Source organism: Collinsella sp. HCP3S3_D1, from assembly GCF_052064015.1.
GTDB lineage: Bacteria > Actinomycetota > Coriobacteriia > Coriobacteriales > Coriobacteriaceae > Collinsella.
Map to the genome: position 1 here is coordinate 1 of NZ_JBQHWK010000016.1, position 16,864 is coordinate 16,864.

17 protein-coding genes are annotated in these 16,864 nt (G+C 60.2%); all 17 read right to left on the reverse strand.

Annotated elements, in window-relative coordinates:
- Positions 1–255: 255 nt before the first annotated feature.
- Positions 256–1,005: a transposase gene (locus tag ACTNDJ_RS06505; protein WP_195838550.1), complete on the reverse strand. Its 750-nt coding sequence runs from the start codon at positions 1,003–1,005 to the stop codon at positions 256–258.
- A 132-nt stretch (positions 1,006–1,137) separates the two neighbouring features.
- Positions 1,138–1,593 carry a ribosome silencing factor gene (gene rsfS, locus ACTNDJ_RS06510; protein ID WP_427726898.1) on the reverse strand — a complete coding sequence of 152 codons (456 nt, stop codon included), beginning with the start codon at positions 1,591–1,593 and terminating at the stop codon, positions 1,138–1,140.
- A 28-nt stretch (positions 1,594–1,621) separates the two neighbouring features.
- Entirely contained in the window at positions 1,622–2,155 is a 534-nt protein-coding gene (gene yqeK, locus ACTNDJ_RS06515; RefSeq protein WP_427718844.1) for a bis(5'-nucleosyl)-tetraphosphatase (symmetrical) YqeK, read from the reverse strand.
- A gap of 89 nt (positions 2,156–2,244) precedes the next feature.
- Entirely contained in the window at positions 2,245–2,922 is a 678-nt protein-coding gene (gene nadD / locus ACTNDJ_RS06520) for a nicotinate-nucleotide adenylyltransferase (protein ID WP_427794396.1), read from the reverse strand.
- 3 nt (positions 2,923–2,925) lie between these two features.
- Positions 2,926–4,392, reverse strand: coding sequence for a GTPase ObgE (obgE, locus tag ACTNDJ_RS06525; RefSeq protein ID WP_441063116.1), 1,467 nt, complete (start codon positions 4,390–4,392; stop codon positions 2,926–2,928).
- Positions 4,393–4,477: 85 nt separating this feature from the next.
- Complete coding sequence (gene rpmA / locus ACTNDJ_RS06530; protein ID WP_154516202.1) at positions 4,478–4,735, reverse strand: 50S ribosomal protein L27; 258 nt, start codon at positions 4,733–4,735, stop codon at positions 4,478–4,480.
- A gap of 33 nt (positions 4,736–4,768) precedes the next feature.
- Complete coding sequence (gene rplU, locus ACTNDJ_RS06535; RefSeq protein WP_035138585.1) at positions 4,769–5,143, reverse strand: 50S ribosomal protein L21; 375 nt, start codon at positions 5,141–5,143, stop codon at positions 4,769–4,771.
- Between the two features lie 67 nt (positions 5,144–5,210).
- The gene (locus tag ACTNDJ_RS06540; protein WP_427726904.1) at positions 5,211–6,023 is read right to left on the reverse strand and encodes a TIGR03936 family radical SAM-associated protein; all 813 of its coding nucleotides are present in this window, start codon (positions 6,021–6,023) and stop codon (positions 5,211–5,213) included.
- Positions 6,020–7,897 (reverse strand): TIGR03960 family B12-binding radical SAM protein, encoded by a 1,878-nt coding sequence (locus tag ACTNDJ_RS06545; protein ID WP_441063115.1) that lies wholly within the window; start codon positions 7,895–7,897, stop codon positions 6,020–6,022. Before ACTNDJ_RS06545 ends, ACTNDJ_RS06540 begins: the two co-directional genes overlap by 4 nt.
- A 9-nt stretch (positions 7,898–7,906) precedes the next feature.
- A complete protein-coding gene (locus ACTNDJ_RS06550; RefSeq protein ID WP_427718704.1) occupies positions 7,907–8,836 on the reverse strand; it encodes a YcjF family protein in 930 nt (309 codons plus the stop codon).
- Between the two features lie 18 nt (positions 8,837–8,854).
- A complete protein-coding gene (locus tag ACTNDJ_RS06555; RefSeq protein WP_154516190.1) occupies positions 8,855–10,081 on the reverse strand; it encodes an FtsW/RodA/SpoVE family cell cycle protein in 1,227 nt (408 codons plus the stop codon).
- Between the two features lie 9 nt (positions 10,082–10,090).
- Positions 10,091–12,160 (reverse strand): penicillin-binding protein 2, encoded by a 2,070-nt coding sequence (gene mrdA, locus ACTNDJ_RS06560; RefSeq protein ID WP_154516187.1) that lies wholly within the window; start codon positions 12,158–12,160, stop codon positions 10,091–10,093.
- A gap of 13 nt (positions 12,161–12,173) precedes the next feature.
- The gene (locus tag ACTNDJ_RS06565; protein ID WP_441063113.1) at positions 12,174–12,740 is read right to left on the reverse strand and encodes a hypothetical protein; all 567 of its coding nucleotides are present in this window, start codon (positions 12,738–12,740) and stop codon (positions 12,174–12,176) included.
- A 12-nt stretch (positions 12,741–12,752) separates the two neighbouring features.
- Positions 12,753–13,694 (reverse strand): rod shape-determining protein MreC, encoded by a 942-nt coding sequence (gene mreC, locus ACTNDJ_RS06570; RefSeq protein ID WP_441063112.1) that lies wholly within the window; start codon positions 13,692–13,694, stop codon positions 12,753–12,755.
- 78 nt (positions 13,695–13,772) lie between these two features.
- Positions 13,773–14,804, reverse strand: a complete 1,032-nt coding sequence (locus tag ACTNDJ_RS06575) for a rod shape-determining protein (RefSeq protein WP_006236061.1) — start codon at positions 14,802–14,804, stop codon at positions 13,773–13,775.
- Between the two features lie 127 nt (positions 14,805–14,931).
- Positions 14,932–16,236 carry a tetratricopeptide repeat protein gene (locus ACTNDJ_RS06580; protein ID WP_427726917.1) on the reverse strand — a complete coding sequence of 435 codons (1,305 nt, stop codon included), beginning with the start codon at positions 16,234–16,236 and terminating at the stop codon, positions 14,932–14,934.
- A gap of 12 nt (positions 16,237–16,248) precedes the next feature.
- Complete coding sequence (locus tag ACTNDJ_RS06585) at positions 16,249–16,791, reverse strand: peptidylprolyl isomerase (RefSeq protein ID WP_154516178.1); 543 nt, start codon at positions 16,789–16,791, stop codon at positions 16,249–16,251.
- Between the last annotated feature and the right edge of the window lie 73 nt (positions 16,792–16,864).

A 16,864-nucleotide genomic window follows, 5' to 3' on the forward strand; every position in this document is an offset into this window, starting at 1 on the left:
CCTTCCTGGCCTCGATGTCGTGCTTCACCCTCAAGTCGACACGCATAAAAAGCCTCCCATTTCTCATGTCCAAGAAATGGGAGGCAGTTCAATTTGGGACGGGGCTTTTTTAGCTACCCTTCAGCTGGCAGCGAATCACCCGGGGCCGGAATAAAACTCAACCGATTTGTAGGGTTAGCTAAAATAGCCCCGTCCCAAATTAGCTACCCAACCCATACCTGACGCGGTCGCAACACGGACCTCGTCCAAAATGAGCTATTTTTTGACTTTGACCTTTTGTATGGTGCAGTGCCCAATGCCCGTAAGGCGGACGATCTGTTTAATCGAAAAGCCCTCGCTCTTCAAAGTACGAATGCAGGCATCGCGCGCCCCCTTTGGCAAAGCCTTAAGGTGATGAGGCTCGTACGGCTTAAGAAGCGCCTGCGCAAACTCCAGCGCATCTGTGTCGCTCACATGAGCGCCGTCACGGAAGCAATAGCGATTGGGCTCACCCGAGGTGCTGAAGGCAAAAAATCTCTGAGAGTCACCGAGCAACCCGAGAACGCAATCCGTTTTACAGATACCCGGATATCCCATATACTCGCGAAAGCTGCTCCATCGATACAGCGAAGCGGTCCCAATCCTCGCCTTCGCGGGATTGTCGTGAATGTATCTCACGCAGTTGAGCAGCTGATCATCATCGAGGATCGGCACACTCTTAAATCGATCCTGGAAAACAGGCCCCTTCCTGCCTGTCTTTGAGTTGAAATACATGGCATACGCCGTCGTAATCGAATGCATGCAATCGCTCAGATGAACATGCTCGTCGTCAAGCAGAAGATGAATATGGTTATCCATAAGGCACCACGCGATGACATCCACTTTAAACTTCTGGCATTTCGAAGCAATCAGCCGAATCAGATAGAGCCGATCTTCGTCATCCTCAAATATGAGTTGGTCGGCACATCCCTTTTGGACGACATGGTAAAAACCATATACAGAGATTTCTCGCGCAGTCCGAGTCATACGCATCCCCTCCTCTACAGATAACAATTACGTTACCCGAGCCAGAGTAGAAAAAACGTACTGGGAGCTATAAATCGCGATGTTCGGCGAACGGTAGGTAGTAGCTAAAAAAGCCCCGTCCCAAATGAGCTACTAGAGGAGGTCCAGGGAGAGCTGGGGAGCGTCGCCCCAGAGCTTTTCGAGGCGGTAGAACTCACGCGCCTCGGGAGTGAAGACGTGGACGACAACCGAACCGTAGTCCATGAGCATCCAGGTCTTCTGCTCGCGGCCCTCAATGGAAAACGGGTGCTCGCCGCAAGCCTCGGCGACCTTCTCCTCAATCTCGTCGACGATGGAATCAACCTGGCGGTTGTTGGTGCCGGTAGCAAGGACAAAGTAGTCGCACACATCGGAAAGCTCAGTCAGGTCGAGCACCTGAACGTCCTCGCCTTTCTTGTCGTAGGCGGCCTGCGCGGCAGCGCGGGCGACATCCTCGGCGGCGACACCGCTGGCGGAGAGCGTCGCGGCGGTGCGGTCGGACGTGGCCACGAAACTCTTGTGCTCCGCACCTTCAAGAATCTGCTCGTCGGTCATGGTCTCATCGGCCATGGAATACCTCTTTCTAGACGCACCCGAGCTAGCGCAGCTGGGCGTAATGGTTGTAAATCGTAATAGCCGTGGGATAAAGATAGCGCCCGGACTGGATCACATAGACCAGACCCTGCGCAAAACAGGAGAAGAACAACTCGTCGAGCGAGGACTTCCCCACCATCTTGCGCAGCGCATGGGCATAATCGCCGTGGCGGTTGGGTTCGATGGCATCGGCCACAAAGACCACCATATCGAGCGGCGTCATGTCGCAAGCGCCCACGGTGTGACGGTCGACAGCCTGAAAGACCGCCGGCGACAGCTCGGGAAAAAGCTGCGGAAGCTCATAGGCGGCAACCGGGCCATGCAAAAGCGGCGTCGCGGCAGACGGAGAGCCGGCAATCTTAATGCCGTAATGCAGAGCGCGCGTGACCAGCTCGTCGTCGGAGAGCACTTTGTCCCAGTCATGGATCAGGCCGGCGGCAGCGGCATCAAAGCGGTCGACACCGTATACCTCGGCTAGGTGCAGCGCCGTCTCGGCAACCCCGAGCGAATGCACGTAGCGCTTACGCTTATCCTTCATGCGCACATCGAGCAACTCGTGGATACGCGTCAAGAGCGCGCGCTCGTCGCCCTCAAACTGATCTTCTACCGACAACGTTTCCCCCCCCGTCAATCAAAATCGTCTTGCCCAAGATCGGCATACAGGCCGCGTTTACGGATATAGCCGAGCACGGACTCGCTCGTAAGATAGCGCACGCTCATGCCGCGGGCAACCCGCTTGCGAATGTTGGTCGAGCTAATTGCCAGCGCCGGAATCTGAATATAGCGCACATCGAATGGCAGCCCCGATTCCTTAATCCTCGCCCGGGCCGTATCGATGTCAAAGCCGGGACGCGTCGCAGCGATAAAGGTTGCCAGTTCGGCAATCTCGTGAGCATTGTGCCAGGTCACAATATCGATAATCGCATCGGCACCCGTAATAAAGTAAAGCTTCACCTGTGGCGGGTAAAACTCGCGAAGGGCACGCAGCGTATCGGCTGTATAGGTGACACCGGCACGATCGATCTCGAAGCGGCTTGCCAAAAAGGCCGGGTTCGCGGCAGTCGCGAGGACCGTCATGGCATAACGGTCCTCGGCAGGCGTCACCGGTTTGTCGAGCTTAAAGGCAGGAGAGCCGGCCGGCATAAAAAGCACGGCGTCCAAGTCGAGCGACTCGCGAGCCTGCTCGGCGGTAACCAAGTGCCCGTAATGAATCGGGTCAAAGGTGCCGCCCATAATGCCAAGCCGAAACTCGTGCCCATCCTTGATGGGCAGCTCAGGCAATCCGATTCCACCGCGCAGCGACATGGCCTACTCGCCCTCCGGGGTCTCAATAACGTCGACTTCGGTAGCGCCTTCGGAGCCCTCGGCGACATGAGCCACGTCCGCACCCTCGGCCGCTACGTCAATAACCTCAACGCCTGCATCCTCGAGCTCGTCCTCGAACTCCAAGAAGTCCTCGGCGCCCTCAAAGTCAAAGGCGCGCTGGCAAATGCGAACCTCGTCGCCCGCACGGCAGCCGGCCTTCTCGAGCGCATCGTCAACACCCATGCGCGCAAACTTATGCTGCAGGTAGATGACAGCTTCCTCGTTTTCCCAGTCGGTCTGGATAACCATGCGCTCGATGGCACGGCCGACCACACGGAAAGCACCGGGCTCTTCCTCAACAATGCGGAAGCGCTTCTCGCGCTGCAGACGGCGACGCTCCCACTCCTCATCGCGCAAATCGACCGGCTCATCAGAGACCGCAAGCTCCGCGCGAAGCTTAGCCACCTGCTCGCCCACGGCAAGCATCAGGGTGTTGAGGCCGGCACCCGTCACGGCAGAAACGGCAAAAAACATGTGGCCGTCGTCGAGCGCTGCACGCTTAAGGTCGGCAATCTTATCGGCCGTACCCGGCGCATCGCACTTGTTGGCGACAACGATCTGCGGGCGCTCCGAGAGCTCGGCACCATACTGCTCGAGTTCGCGGTTAATGATGCGATAGTCCTCGACCGGGTCGCGATCCTCAAAACCGCCCGTCATATCGACAACGTGCATGATCAAAGCAGTGCGCTCAATATGGCGCAGGAACTGGTGACCCAGGCCCTTGCCTTCACTCGCACCCTCGATGAGACCCGGTACGTCGGCGACGACGTAAGAATATTCGCCGGCACGCACCATGCCCAAGTTGGGCACAAGCGTGGTAAACGGGTAGTCGGCGATCTTGGGACGGGCGGCGCTCATACGCGCAATGAGCGAGGACTTGCCCACCGAGGGAAAGCCCACGAGCGCGGCATCGGCCATAAGTTTCATCTCGAGCTCGATCCAGTGCTCCTCGGCAGGCTCACCCAGCTGGGCAAACGCGGGCGCGCGGCGCACCGACGTCACAAAGTGGGTGTTGCCCAGACCGCCGGCCCCACCGGGCGCCACGACAACGCGCTCGCCATCGTGCACCAGGTCGGCAATCTCGAACATCGGGGTCTGCGTCTCGGGATCGAGCTCGCGGACTACGGTGCCCATGGGAACTTTCAAAATCAGGTCCTCGCCGCTCTTGCCATTGCGACGGGCGCCCTGGCCGTGCGTGCCGCGCTCGGCACGGAAGTGATGCTTAAAGCGGTAATCGATCAGCGAAGACAGCTGAGCATCGGCCTGGATGACGACATTGCCGCCACGACCGCCGTCGCCGCCATCAGGGCCGCCCTTGGGAACAAATGCCTCGCGCCTAAACGACATGCATCCGGCTCCGCCGTCGCCGCCGCAAACGTTAATGCGGCTGATATCGGTGAACTGTGACAACAGAATCGCCTCCTACAAAAAAGAGGGAGACCCTTGAATCCTAAAACTCAAGTGCCTCCCACATATGTGCTCTATGAAGGGTGAATTACGCGTTCGCGAGCGGGCGTACGCTGACCCTGTGCTTGATACCCTTGTGGAACTCAACGGTACCGTCGACCAGCGCGAACAGCGTGTCGTCCTTGCCACGGCCAACGTTCGCACCCGGGTGGATGTGCGTGCCATGCTGACGGACGAGAATCGTGCCCGTGGTTACCGTCTGGCCGGCGAAGCGCTTCGTGCCAAGGCGCTGACCGCGGGAGTCACGGCCATTACGGGAGGAACCGAGTCCTTTTTTGTGTGCCATTGTGTATACCTACTCTTTCGTTACGAGTGTAATCTACTCGGCGACGGGAGCCTCGGCAACAGCCTCAGCCTCTGCCTTGACAGCCTTCTTGGCGCGGGAGGTAGCCTGAACCTTCACGATCTTCAGCTTGGTGAGCTGCTGACGGTGACCCTTCAGACGACGATAGCGCTTACGCTTGTGGAACTTGAAGACCAGCTGCTTCTCGCCCTTGAACTGCTCAACGATCTGAGCGGTAACCTTGGCCTTGGCCAGCTTGTCGGGATCGGTGACGATCTTCTTACCATCGTTGAGGAAGATGACCGGCAGGGTGACCTTGTCGCCCTCATTGCCCTCGATCTTCTCGACGGTGATGACATCGTCGGTGGCGACCTTGTACTGCTTGCCGCCCGTGTTAACGATTGCGTACATGTTTACTTGCCCTTCATGCATCAGTTAGTGCAACAGCCGAATATAGTAGCAGGCGATAATACCCCCGTCAACGAGTATGTGGAGCAAATCCACAAGTTCGCACAGGTATGGGGCTGACGAGTCGGCCCTCGTCGTCTTCGCATGCTTGATTCTGACGCTCGACATCGTAGGAGCAGATGGTCACGAGGTCTTGCATACCGGTGGAAACAATAGGTGCATCGACGCCCGGGGTCAAGCCCTGCAACAAAACATCAGCAGCAGAAAGCAAAATTTCCGGACGCATGGAGCCCTCGTTGTCGGCATGGGTGTCGAGTATGAGCACCAGATGGTCCGGGCGCTCCCCCGCCTTAAGCTCGTAGCCCACGAGCGTATGGTCCAAGTCCAGGCGCTTGCTCTTTTTGCCGCGCGCATAGTCGATGCCGTGGGCCGCGCGCAACGTGTCGATTGCGCGACGCACCTCGTCGACAGCGACCGGCGCCTCAGGGTCCAGGTGCAGGTCGATACGGTACGACAGGCGCGTGAGCTGCGCCGTCAGCGCCGGCGTGCGCACGTCGATGTAGGCGGCCTCGATGGGCGCCAAATCAGCCGGAGATGCCGCGGCCAGGCGCCCAAAGGCCTCGTCGAGCGCGACGAACTCAGTCATAAACAGGTCATACCACTCGCAGGTCGACGACGTGCCCACGGGCAGCGCCGACGAAAAGCCCACACGCATATGCGGCGAGAAACCCTGCGTCACAGCATAGGGCAGCCCCGCGCGACGCACGATACGCTCAATGGTATGGATTAGTTCCAAATGGCCCAGGTACTTGAGACGATCGCGCTTGCCGTAGCGAACGCGAAGCCTAAAGAGCGTGGGGTTGTCGGTCAAGCGCTCACTCATGCGCGATCACCCACCAATACGTTCTTGGCGTGGAGCGTGGGGCAGATTCCGCAGCCGGTGCACGACGTGCGGGTGCAGTCGGGCGTCGTGACACCCTCCAGCGAGCGACGGTATTCGCGCTCGAGGAAGCCGCGCGAGCAACCGGGGCTCACGTGCTCCCAGGGCAGGTGCCAGTCCAGCTCGTAGGGCAGGTGCACGAGCTCGTTGAGGTCGATGCCGTTTTTGGCCGCGGCCTCCTTCCAGTTATCGAGCGAGAAATGCTCCACCCAGGCGTCAAAACGCGAACCGGCACGCCAGGCATCGATGATGACAGGCGTCATGTCGCGGCCTGCACGAGACAGCGCCGCCTCGATAAGCGAGGTCTCGGCATCGTGGTAGTGCACGCGGACCGCACGGTTGCGAACGCTCGTAATGAGGAGCTTCTGGCGGCGTTTGACATCGTCGTAATCGAGCTGCGGGCACCACTGGAAAGGCGTGGCGGCCTTGGGAATAAACACCGACACCGAGATGGACACCGAGATGGAGCCGCGGCGCGCCTTGGGTACCACGGAGCGGCCGAGCTCGAGCACATGGTCGGCCAGGTTGGCGATGGCCACGATATCCTCATCGCGCTCACCGGGAAGACCCATCATAAAGTAGAGCTTCATGCGGTTCCAGCCGGCCTCGAAGGCCGCCTTGGCCGCGCGGTCCACGTCCTCCTCGGTCACGTTCTTGTTGATGATGTCGCGCATACGCTGACTGCCGGCCTCGGGGGCAAACGTCAGGCCGCCCTTCTTTTCTCCGGCGACCGACTCGGCCATATCCACGCCAAACGAATCCAGGCGCTGCGAGGGAATGGACACGCGAATGCCCGTATCTTCCAGGCGGCGGTTAAGGCGACCGAGCACGTCGCGGATGCAGGAGTGATCGGTGGTCGAAAGCGAGGTAAGCGACACCTCGTCATAGCCGGTCTTTTCCAGGCCCTGGATCACCGAGGACACGATCTGGTCTGCCGAGCGCTCGCGCACCGGGCGATACGTCATGCCGGCCTGGCAAAAACGGCAACCGCGAGCGCAGCCGCGCAGGATCTCGATAGACAGGCGATCGTGAACGAGCTGCGCATAGGGCACGCACGACTGCGACAACGGATTGGTAGCGCCAAAGTCCTCGACGACGCGCTTGTAGACCACCGGCGGGACGTCCTTACCCTCACACGGCACGGTGTAGCCGTGCGGTGAGCAGGGTTCGTCATAGCGCACCTCGTACAGCGACGGCACGTAGGTACCGGAGACGGTCGCGAGCCGCTCGACAATCTGGGCGCGCGGGACGCCCTCGTCACGCAGGCGGCGATGCAGGTGGCAGATCTCGAGCAGCGACTCCTCACCCTCGCCAATCAGGATGGCATCAAAGAAGGCCGCATACGGCTCGGGGTTATAAACCGAAGGTCCGCCGGCGACGACGATGGGATCGTCCTCGGTGCGGTCGGCCGCCAGCAGCGGAATGCCGGCGAGGTCGAGCGCCTCGAGAAAGTTTGTCACGGCCATCTCGTGCGGAACGTGCATACCGACGATATCAAACGAGGCCACGGGCGCTGCGCCCTCGAGCGACAGCAGCGGGATACCGGCCTCGCGCATGGCATCGCCCATATCGGGCCACGGCACATAACCGCGCTCACAGGAGATGCCCTCGGCCTGGTTAAGGATGTTGTACAGGATGGCGATACCCTGGTTGGGCAGGCCGACCTCGTACACGTCCGGGTAAATCATGCAGCAACGATAGTCGGCATCGGCCTTGGAGAGCGTACCCCACTCGTGGTCGATATAGCGACTCGGCTTTTCGACCTTCGCGAGCAGCGGCTCGATCAAATGAAAACAGTCTTGGTATGGAACGCGCAAAAGAAACCCCTAAGCAGCGAGATCGGATGCATCCTCAAAAGGATTCATGGGACGGGTAGCGCCGGCAACCGTGGTCACCAGGTCGCGGACGCGCGAGAACGTGGCGGCAACCACCTCGTTGGCACGGCTGTAGTCGATATCGCGCTCGTAGAGAGACACGAGCGCACGGCCCATGCCATAGGTGCCGACGGCGGCGGAGAGTGCCTTGACGGCAAAGCCGATATGCGGCGTCTGCTTTACCAAGGCGCGAGTGACGGCGCGCATTACCAAGCCGCCGGCAAGCACGCCCGCGACCTCGTAGCCGCGCTCGGGCTTAATGCCGCGTCCAAAGATGGCCGCAAGCTCAAAGAGCATGCCCACCTGTGCCAGCGCCATAACGGGATAATCGGCCCCCGGCAAAAACACCAGCGCGCCCGTCGCCATATTGGTAAGCGCGCACGAGGTGATGATGCGGTTGGCGGCGGCGATGCGCATAAAGGCAAAGTTCGCCGCAAAGGCCGTCTCCTTTTCCGTACGGTCCAGGATCCAGCGGGCGAGTGTCTCGAGCAGATACGTCTTATCGGTGGCCGCTACCACGCCGAGCATGGGCGTGGACTCCTGGATAAAAGGCACCTCGACAGCGGACTCGGCAAGCACGCACACGGGCGCGCCGGCGATCACAAGCTCCTGTACAGCACTCTCAAGGCGCTCAGATCCGCACGAAAGCACCAGCACCACGTCGGTATCGGTCTTGGGGACGATTCGCTCCTCACCCAGGCGCTCAACGCGGACAATACCCGACGTCGTCTGCGGCACAAAGGCATCGCGCACCGTCTCGACCAAAAAACGCGAGGCGGTCGAATCCAGGTAGACCGAAACGCGCACCGGCGTATCGGAATCCCTCTTGGTGGTCGCGCCCATTTTAAAAGCGCGAGTCAGCTTTTCCACGGGAATCTTCATGGCAAACCCCTCCAGCGGTTACGCGGCGCCCGAACGATGCCGCCATATGGATTGTACGATACCCACCGTCAACAACTGGATCATCATCGACGACGAACCAAAGCTAATGAACGGCAGCGGAATACCGGTAATCGGCATCATGCCAATGCACATGCCGATGTTCTCGAACGTCTGGAATGCCCACATGCCGACAATACCCACGCATGACAAGCGTAGAAACAGAGACTCGCACTTAAAGGCGACGCGGATCGTCGAGAAGATGAGCAGCACGTACAGGCACAGCAACAAAAAGGAACCGCAGAAGCCGAACGTCTCTGACAAAAAGGCGAAGACGAAGTCGGTGTGGAACTCGGGCAGGAAGCCGCCGGCCGACTGCGTCGCATGCCCCAGCCCCTTACCAAAGAAACCGCCCGAGCCGACCGCGATCAACGACTGCTGCAGGTTATACGCATCGTCCGAATCGGCGTTGTCGGGGTCGATGAAGACCGTCAGACGATTCATCTGGTACTGCTTAATGAGCACATCGTGACCGAGCAGCGAATCGAAGACCGAATCGAGCGCCAGGACGAGCGCCACCAAACCCACGAGCAGAGCCAAAGTCGACAGCACCCATTCGCGGCGCGCACCGCTCATGCAGATGACGATGGCGCCCGACACCAGCACGACCAGACCCGAGCCCAAATCGCCCATGGCGACGACGGCCAAAAACGGAACGGACAGCATGCCGCAGAGCTTAATGTAGTCGCGAGCGGTATCGATGCGCCCGTTGTACTGCGAGCCAAGCGTGGCCATAAAGAAGATGGTGATGAGCTTGGCAAGCTCAACGGGCTGGAATGTTAAACCGATACCGGGAATCTTGATCCAACCCGTCATTCCCAAGCCGCCCGTGTAGGACAGGCCCGGAATCTTAGGCGAGAAGATCACGATGAGATCGATGACGAGCAGGGCCGTCGAAAAGTTGGAAATGCCGCGCAGGTCGGTGCGCCAGACGAGCACCGCCAGCACCGCGCCAATACCGATACCCAGCAGGTGACGCGAGAACGAGGCATCGGCTTTAAACTGCGAGGCGGACCAGATAATAATGGCGCCATAGGTGACGAGCGCCACGGTCGCCAACAGCACGCCGACGTGCACCTTTTGGCGAAACGTTCCGCGCGATGCGGAAATCTGCTTGTTAACGCGGTCCAGGCTGCTGCGAGAGCCGGTTTTGGTTGAGCGGAACAGGTCCGCCGGCGAAAAGTCCATCGCAACCTCCTATCGAACCGAGGAATCGCCCGTGGCCGTCGACGTGTCGGGCTCGTCATAAATCGCACCGAGGACATCGCGCACAACGTGCAGCGCGGTATCGGAGCCGCCACCGCCCTGTTCCAAGACAGTGGCGATCACGTACTTGGGGTCATCGGCCGGCGCGTAGGCGCAAAACCACGCGTAATCGTCCTCGCCGCTCTTCTCGCCCGTGCCGGACTTGCCGTAGACCGTAGGGGTCAGGGAGTTAAAGTGCGCGGCGGTCGAAGTCGACGCCGAGTAAATCACATCGTGCATGCCGTTGCGGACCAGCGCAAGATCGGCATCGTTGTTAATTTGGGCCTCAAGGCGCTTCTTTTTGCCCTTGCCGTTGTACTTGTAGGCATCGCCGTCGCCATCACGCGAGACAGCAGACAAGAACACATGAGGCACATACTGTTTGCCGCCGTTGGCAATACCCATGTAGGCGCAGGCCATCTGCAGCGGTGTCACCAGAATGTCGCCCTGGCCGATGGCGATGTTGGTCATATCGCCGGCATTCCACTTGCGGTCCTCGGCCGAGGCGTCGGTAAAGTACGACTCTTTCCACTCGGCATCGGGAATGCGGCCCGCACCCTCACTCGGCAGGTCGATGCCGCAGGTCTTGCCCAGGCCCCAACGGCGAAAGACCTCTTGCAGGCCTTCGGGATGCTGGTCGTTGTAGAAAAAGGCCTTGCCCATATCGTAGAACACGGGGTCGCAGGAGTTGGCGATACCGGACTGCAGCGTCATCGTGCCGTGGCCGGAGTGCAGCCAGCAGTACTTTCCCCAGGATTTGCCCAAGCCGGTCCAATATCCCGTGCAGTTGGTCGTTTGACTCGAAGTGTACGTGCCAAATTCGAGGCCAGCCAACGCCGAGAGGGGTTTGATGGTCGAGGCGGACATGTACTGGCCGCTAATGGCGCGGTTGAGCAGCGGATGCGAGCCCTCGTCATCGTTAAGCTCGGTCCACACGTCATTGGAAACACCGCCGATAAAGACAGAAGGATCAAACTTGGGTTCGCTTGCCATGCCCAAGATCTCGCCATTGTTGGGGTCGAGGCACACCACGGCTCCGTTGCCGGCATTGCTATGGCCCGTAGTCTTGGCAAGCTCAATGGCATTCGCCAGAGCCGTCTCGCAGGCCTGTTGAATCTTAAGATCGAGCGTAAGCTTAATGTCAGAACCGGCCTTGGCGGGAACGGCGCCGGCTTGACCGGTAACGTTACCCGAGGCGTCAACTTTCACGGTCTGCTCACCGCGAATGCCCTGCAGCAGATTTTCGTAGTAAATCTCTACGCCCGCCTGACCCACAATATCGCCCGATTGATACGAGATCTGGCCAGCCGCGCTTTCGTTGCCGTCCGACGACTTCTTGTTCTGCGCCTCGAGCTGCTCGGAGGTAATGGTGCCGGTATAGCCCAAAATATGGCAGGCGGTCTCGCCATACGGGTACTGGCGCTCGGTGCGCTCGGCGATCTTCACGCCGGGAAACTCACCGGCGTGCTCCTGAATGTAGGCGACGGTAGAGCGGCGCACGTCAGTCGCGATCGTATGCAGGCTCTGCGCGCCCTCGGAATTGTCCTGGATGTTACGCAGCACCGCGACATACGGCATACCGAGCACGTTGGCAAGATGACGCACCAGCACCTTGTCGTCGGCAAGATCGCGATAGGCGACGACGGCGAGCGAGGGGCGGTTTTGCACCAGTGCGACGCCGTTGCGGTCCAAGATGCGGCCACGCACGGCCGGCGTGGTAACGGTACGGGTCTGATTGCTCTTGGCCTGCTTGTCGTAGTAGTCCGACGAGACCATCTGCATGCCCCACAGCTTAACGGCAAGCGCGGCAAACATGGCACCCACACCCGTGGTGAGGATGGAGAAGCGGCCCTTGAAGGCCGTGGCGGCCGTATTGCCCTCGCCCTCGGTGGCGCGCGGGGCCGTTCCGTGCTGTGTGTCGTAGGTAAAGCGGGAGTCGCCGCGGCGCATGATGACCAGCGCGACCACAATGGCCACGACCAGCGCGATACCGGCGACAACAACCGTCAACTGGGAAGACATCTTGAGGCCTCCCCTATTTGAGCTTACGGGTCTTGGGCTTAAAGCGCATGCCCGTCTGACGCCCACCGCGCGCGGAGAACCCATAGCCAGACTGCGGAGCGGCGCCGGACATCAAAAACGGAATGGCAATCAAGCCCGTCAGGATCGAGGACGGCAGAGCGTGCCCAAAGATGGCCACCACAAAGCTCGTCTCCAGACCCATAAACAGCAAGATGATGCTGTAGACCACGTTGATGGCAAGCGCAAAGGCGCCCACGGTAATGCCGCGCGCGCTCGGCGAGCCGCCCGTCTGACCAGCCGCGCTGTGCACCAAAGCAAAACTGCCCACGGTCAGCAGCAGCGACATAACGCCCACCGGCACGGCGGCGGAAAGGTCGTAAAACAGACCGCTGCAAAAGCCGCACACGACGGCACGCGCAGGGTCGCCCGAAAACACGCTCAGACACACCAAGATGATCATAAAGTTGACGCGACCGCCCGCGATGGAGATTTGCGGTGCCAGTCCCGCCTGCAGCAGCACGCAGACGATAGCGGCAATTGCAAAGGCGCGGGAGCCAGTCCCCTGTTCGTGTAGATCCATGGACATGCCTCCCTATTCGCTCGATCCAGAATCGGACGCTTCGGCCGTGTCGGAATCATCATCCGATTTCTCGTCCTTAGACTGAGTCGCGGCATCGCGCGACGTGCCCTGCGGGGCACTATTGGCCGAGCTCACGTCCTCGTCCGAAGCCGACTGCTCGTCGGTGAGCGAGGTAATGACGAGCACTTCCTCATTGTTCTCGGCCGTGGTCTGCGCACGTACCACAATGGTGTAGTACACGTCGTTAGCCGACTTCTCGACCGAAGACACGGTGCCGAGCGGCAGTCCCTTGGGGAACACGCCACCGATGCCCGAGGTCACGATGATATCGCCCACCTTAACATCGGAGTCGACGCTCACGTACTCAAGACGCAGCGTGCCATCGGGCTGGCCCTGTAGCATGCCTTGTGCGCGCGTGTCCTGCACCATGGCGGACACACCAGAGTTCTCGTCGCCAATCAGGCGCACGGTCGATGTCTTGGCCGAAACCTCGATAATCTGGCCGATGACGCCGGCCGAGCTCGTCACGGGCATGTTGATGGTAAGCCCGTCGGCAGAACCCTTATCGATGGTGACGGTCGACGTCCAGGCGTCACCCGAGGCTCCGACAATACGAGCCGCAGTGGACTTGAGGTTATAGGTCGACTGCAGGCCCACCAGACCCTCAAGGCGCTCAGCGGTCTTTTGGGCCTCGGAAAGCTCCGCGACCTTGGAAGTGAGGACCTCGTTTTGCTTCTTAAGGTCGTCGAGCGACTCCTGCGAAGCGGTGAGGTTGGAGAACACGTTGCCGATGGCATTGAATGGCGCCGCCACCGCCGAGCCAACAAAACGCACCGGAGAGGTGATTGTCGTGACGCCCGAACGCACGGCATGTATCGGCCCGGCCTCGCCCTCTCGAATGTAAAACGTGAGCAGCAACACAGAAATCAGGCTGAAAACAATCAACGGGCGCATACCCGTTGATTGTCGTTTGGTATTCAGATTTGAAGAGAAACCCGAAGATCGTGCCAAATGGAATCCACCTTTTGGAAATTAAGCATTGGTCTGGACGAAACCGCCATCAAACGCGTTGGCCTCGAGCACGCGGGCGCAACCGTTAACGACGTTGTCGAGCGCCGTGGGGCTCACGTTGACCGAAACGCCCGTCTCGTCGCGCAGGCGCACGTCGAGGCCGCGCAGCAGCGCTCCGCCGCCGGTCAGCAGAATGCCGTAGTACATAAGGTCCGAGGCAAGATCGGGCGGCGTGGCGTCGAGTGCGTCCTTGACGGCCTTGGCCATCTCGTCGAGCGGCTTATTGAGCGCACGACGAATCTCCTCGCTCTCGATGCGCACGGTTTTGGGCAGGCCCGTGATCACGTCGCGGCCATTGACCTCGACGTCGAGCTCGTCCTTGAGCGGCACGGCAGAGCCGACCTTAATCTTAATGTCCTCGGCCGTACGCTCGCCGATGGCCAAATTGTAGGCATCGCGAACATGCGTGAGGATAGCCTGATCGAACTCGTCGCCGGCAATGCGGATGGACTGCGACACGACGATACCGCCCATGGCGATAACGGCGACCTCGGTGGTGCCGCCGCCGATGTCAATGACCATGGAGCCGGTCGGCTCCTCGACAGGCAAGTCAGCACCGATAGCCGCGGCCATGGGCTCCTCGATCAGATAGGCCTGGCGGGCACCTGCCTGAATCGTAGCCTCGAACACGGCGCGCTTCTCGACCGACGTGACACCAGAGGGAACGCATACGACGACGCGTGGACGAGGGGTCCACGGATAGCGCTTCTCGGAAGCCTTATCGATAAAGTAGCGAAGCATGGCCTCGGTGACATCGAAGTCGGCGATGACGCCATCCTTAAGAGGACGCACGGCCACAATGTTGCCGGGCGTACGGCCAAGCATACGCTTGGCCTCGATACCGACTGCAAGAATGCGCTCATCGTTTTTGTCGATGGCGACGACGGAAGGCTCGCGAATGACGATGCCCTTGCCGCGAACAGAGACAAGCGTATTGGCGGTGCCGAGGTCGATGGCTAGATCGCCCGCATAGCTACCGAAGAACATGTCCATCAAAGAAAACAACGCAACTCCTGATGTGTTGGATGATTGCTGGAAAACTACTAGCCCATCATACTAGCGCAAGCCCGGCACCTCACTTGCGGTGAAGCACCGGGCAGCGCCAAATCTCATAAGGTCACTACTGGTTGTCAGCGGCCGAGAAATCGATGTCGAGCGAAGATACCGCCCAGCCGATATGGTTATCGGAGCGCACGAATTTGACGGTATATTCCTGCTCGCCGCCCTTGGACAGGGAAGCCTTCACCTTCGCGGTGGTCTCGGTCATGGACTGATCCATGCCCTCGATGGAGACGGTGGCGCCCTGCGGGATCGAGGAGATAATCATCGCCTTGGCGTCCTCGGACAGGCTGGAGGCCAGGCAGGACTCGGCCTTGGCGGTATCACCGTCGCCGGCAGCCTGGAACAGATCGGTGATGACGGACTCCTGCGAGGGGATACCCATGCCGCGCGTGTAGGCAAAGCCCAAACCGCCCGCGGCAAGAACAATCAGCAGAAGCAAAACCAGGAAGACCTTGAGGCCCGTATGGCGATGGCGACGACGGACCTTGGCCTGCTTGCGGTCCTGACGATCCTGCTGGACCATCTCGGACTCGGACAGCGTAAAGAAGCCCGTGTCGGACGGATCGGGCATAAACTGGCCAGTGGCACCCGTGGGATCGAGCGAATCGACAGCAGTCGTATCCATGGCGGGCGCCGGGGCCGTGGCCATGGCGGTCTGGGCCGAAAGCGCGGCAAGTGAATCGTGCACGCGGGCAAGCTCATCGGCCTGCTCGGGTGTGAGCTGATAGATGCCGTCGGCGGTGGCGGCATTAAAGGCATCGAGCGCCTCGGAAGGACGACCCGCGGCAGAAAGCGCCTCGCCCATACCCGCGTTAAGCGCACGCGTGTCATCGCGCGGACCGGCAAAGTCGATGGCCGTGCGATAGGTCTCCACGGCGTCCGCCGGTCGGCCAAGCTTGATGAAGCAGCGGCCGAGTTCGCCAAGGGCGGCCGCGGGGGCTGGATTGGCGCCATCGATGGCGGCCTGGCGGAAGGCAGTGCCTGCATTGGCGAAATCGCCCGACTGGAACAGCGCGTTGCCAAGACCCAGATAGGCCTTAAACGGCGTGGCATAGGAAGCATCCTGCGTTGCGGCGGAGAACGCCTGGGCTGCGGTCACATAGTCACCCACGGCAGCGAGCGCCTTGCCGCGGTTGGTGAGCAGCGCGCCGCGCTTTCCATAGGTGCCGTCGTTGAGGGCAGCCGCGTACGCCTCGGCAGCCTCGGCATACATACCCAGGTGCATCAGAGCGTTGCCACGCAGATGGTCGGCCTCGCCCATGATCTCGCTGGGGGTCTTTGCCGCACCGAGCATCTGAGCGGCTGCAGAAAAGTCGCCCGCACGATAAGCGGCTCGACCCTGTTGAATCAGCTGGCTATTCAAGGAAGTCCCCTTTTACTCGTGAACGATCTCGACATGGACGATCTCGTCGCCGGCACGCAGCTGCGAAATCACGTCGAGGCCCTCGACCGTGGTGCCAAAGACGGTGTAACCGGAATCCAGATTGTGCTGGGCGCCCAGGCAGAAGTAGAACTGGGAGCCCGCGGAATCGGGATCCATGGAACGTGCCATGGCAAGCGCACCGTCCACATGGCTGTTGCGCGGGTTGGTGGCAAACTCTCCCTTGATGCAGTAGCCGGGGCCACCGGTGCCGGGCATACCGTCGGGGCCCTCAAGGCCGGCGGCGACGTCAGCGCCGGACATATCGCGGGTATTGGGGTCGCCGCCCTGGATCACAAAGCCGGGCACATAGCGGTGAAACTTAAGGCCGTCATAAAAGCCCATGGTGGAAAGCTCGCAGAAGTTCGCCACATGGATGGGAGCGCCCTCGCCGTCAAATTTGACCTTGATCGTACCCTTCGACGTCTCGATGATCGCACACTCATCACCAGCGAGCTGGTACTCGGGCGTATAAAGCTCTTTCTTAAAACCAAACATGTGGTTCCTTCCTCGTGCGTTTAAAGCATATTTGTACGAATTGTAGCAATAAGCACAGGCTTCCATCAATTGC

Bases quoted from the DNA above. Each gene is read 5' to 3' on its own strand.
- ACTNDJ_RS06540 (WP_427726904.1), bottom strand. From the start codon at position 6,023: ATGAGTGAGCGCTTGACCGACAACCCCACGCTCTTTAGGCTTCGCGTT.
- mrdA (WP_154516187.1), bottom strand. From the start codon at position 12,160: ATGTCTTCCCAGTTGACGGTTGTTGTCGCCGGTATCGCGCTGGTCGTG.
- rplU (WP_035138585.1), bottom strand. From the start codon at position 5,143: ATGTACGCAATCGTTAACACGGGCGGCAAGCAGTACAAGGTCGCCACC.
- ACTNDJ_RS06550 (WP_427718704.1), bottom strand. From the start codon at position 8,836: ATGAAGATTCCCGTGGAAAAGCTGACTCGCGCTTTTAAAATGGGCGCG.
- ACTNDJ_RS06585 (WP_154516178.1), bottom strand. From the start codon at position 16,791: ATGTTTGGTTTTAAGAAAGAGCTTTATACGCCCGAGTACCAGCTCGCT.
- ACTNDJ_RS06565 (WP_441063113.1), bottom strand. From the start codon at position 12,740: ATGGATCTACACGAACAGGGGACTGGCTCCCGCGCCTTTGCAATTGCC.
- ACTNDJ_RS06555 (WP_154516190.1), bottom strand. From the start codon at position 10,081: ATGGACTTTTCGCCGGCGGACCTGTTCCGCTCAACCAAAACCGGCTCT.
- yqeK (WP_427718844.1), bottom strand. From the start codon at position 2,155: ATGAAGGATAAGCGTAAGCGCTACGTGCATTCGCTCGGGGTTGCCGAG.
- ACTNDJ_RS06505 (WP_195838550.1), bottom strand. From the start codon at position 1,005: ATGACTCGGACTGCGCGAGAAATCTCTGTATATGGTTTTTACCATGTC.
- rpmA (WP_154516202.1), bottom strand. From the start codon at position 4,735: ATGGCACACAAAAAAGGACTCGGTTCCTCCCGTAATGGCCGTGACTCC.
- ACTNDJ_RS06575 (WP_006236061.1), bottom strand. From the start codon at position 14,804: ATGGACATGTTCTTCGGTAGCTATGCGGGCGATCTAGCCATCGACCTC.
- rsfS (WP_427726898.1), bottom strand. From the start codon at position 1,593: ATGGCCGATGAGACCATGACCGACGAGCAGATTCTTGAAGGTGCGGAG.
- mreC (WP_441063112.1), bottom strand. From the start codon at position 13,694: ATGCGCCCGTTGATTGTTTTCAGCCTGATTTCTGTGTTGCTGCTCACG.
- nadD (WP_427794396.1), bottom strand. From the start codon at position 2,922: ATGTCGCTGCGCGGTGGAATCGGATTGCCTGAGCTGCCCATCAAGGAT.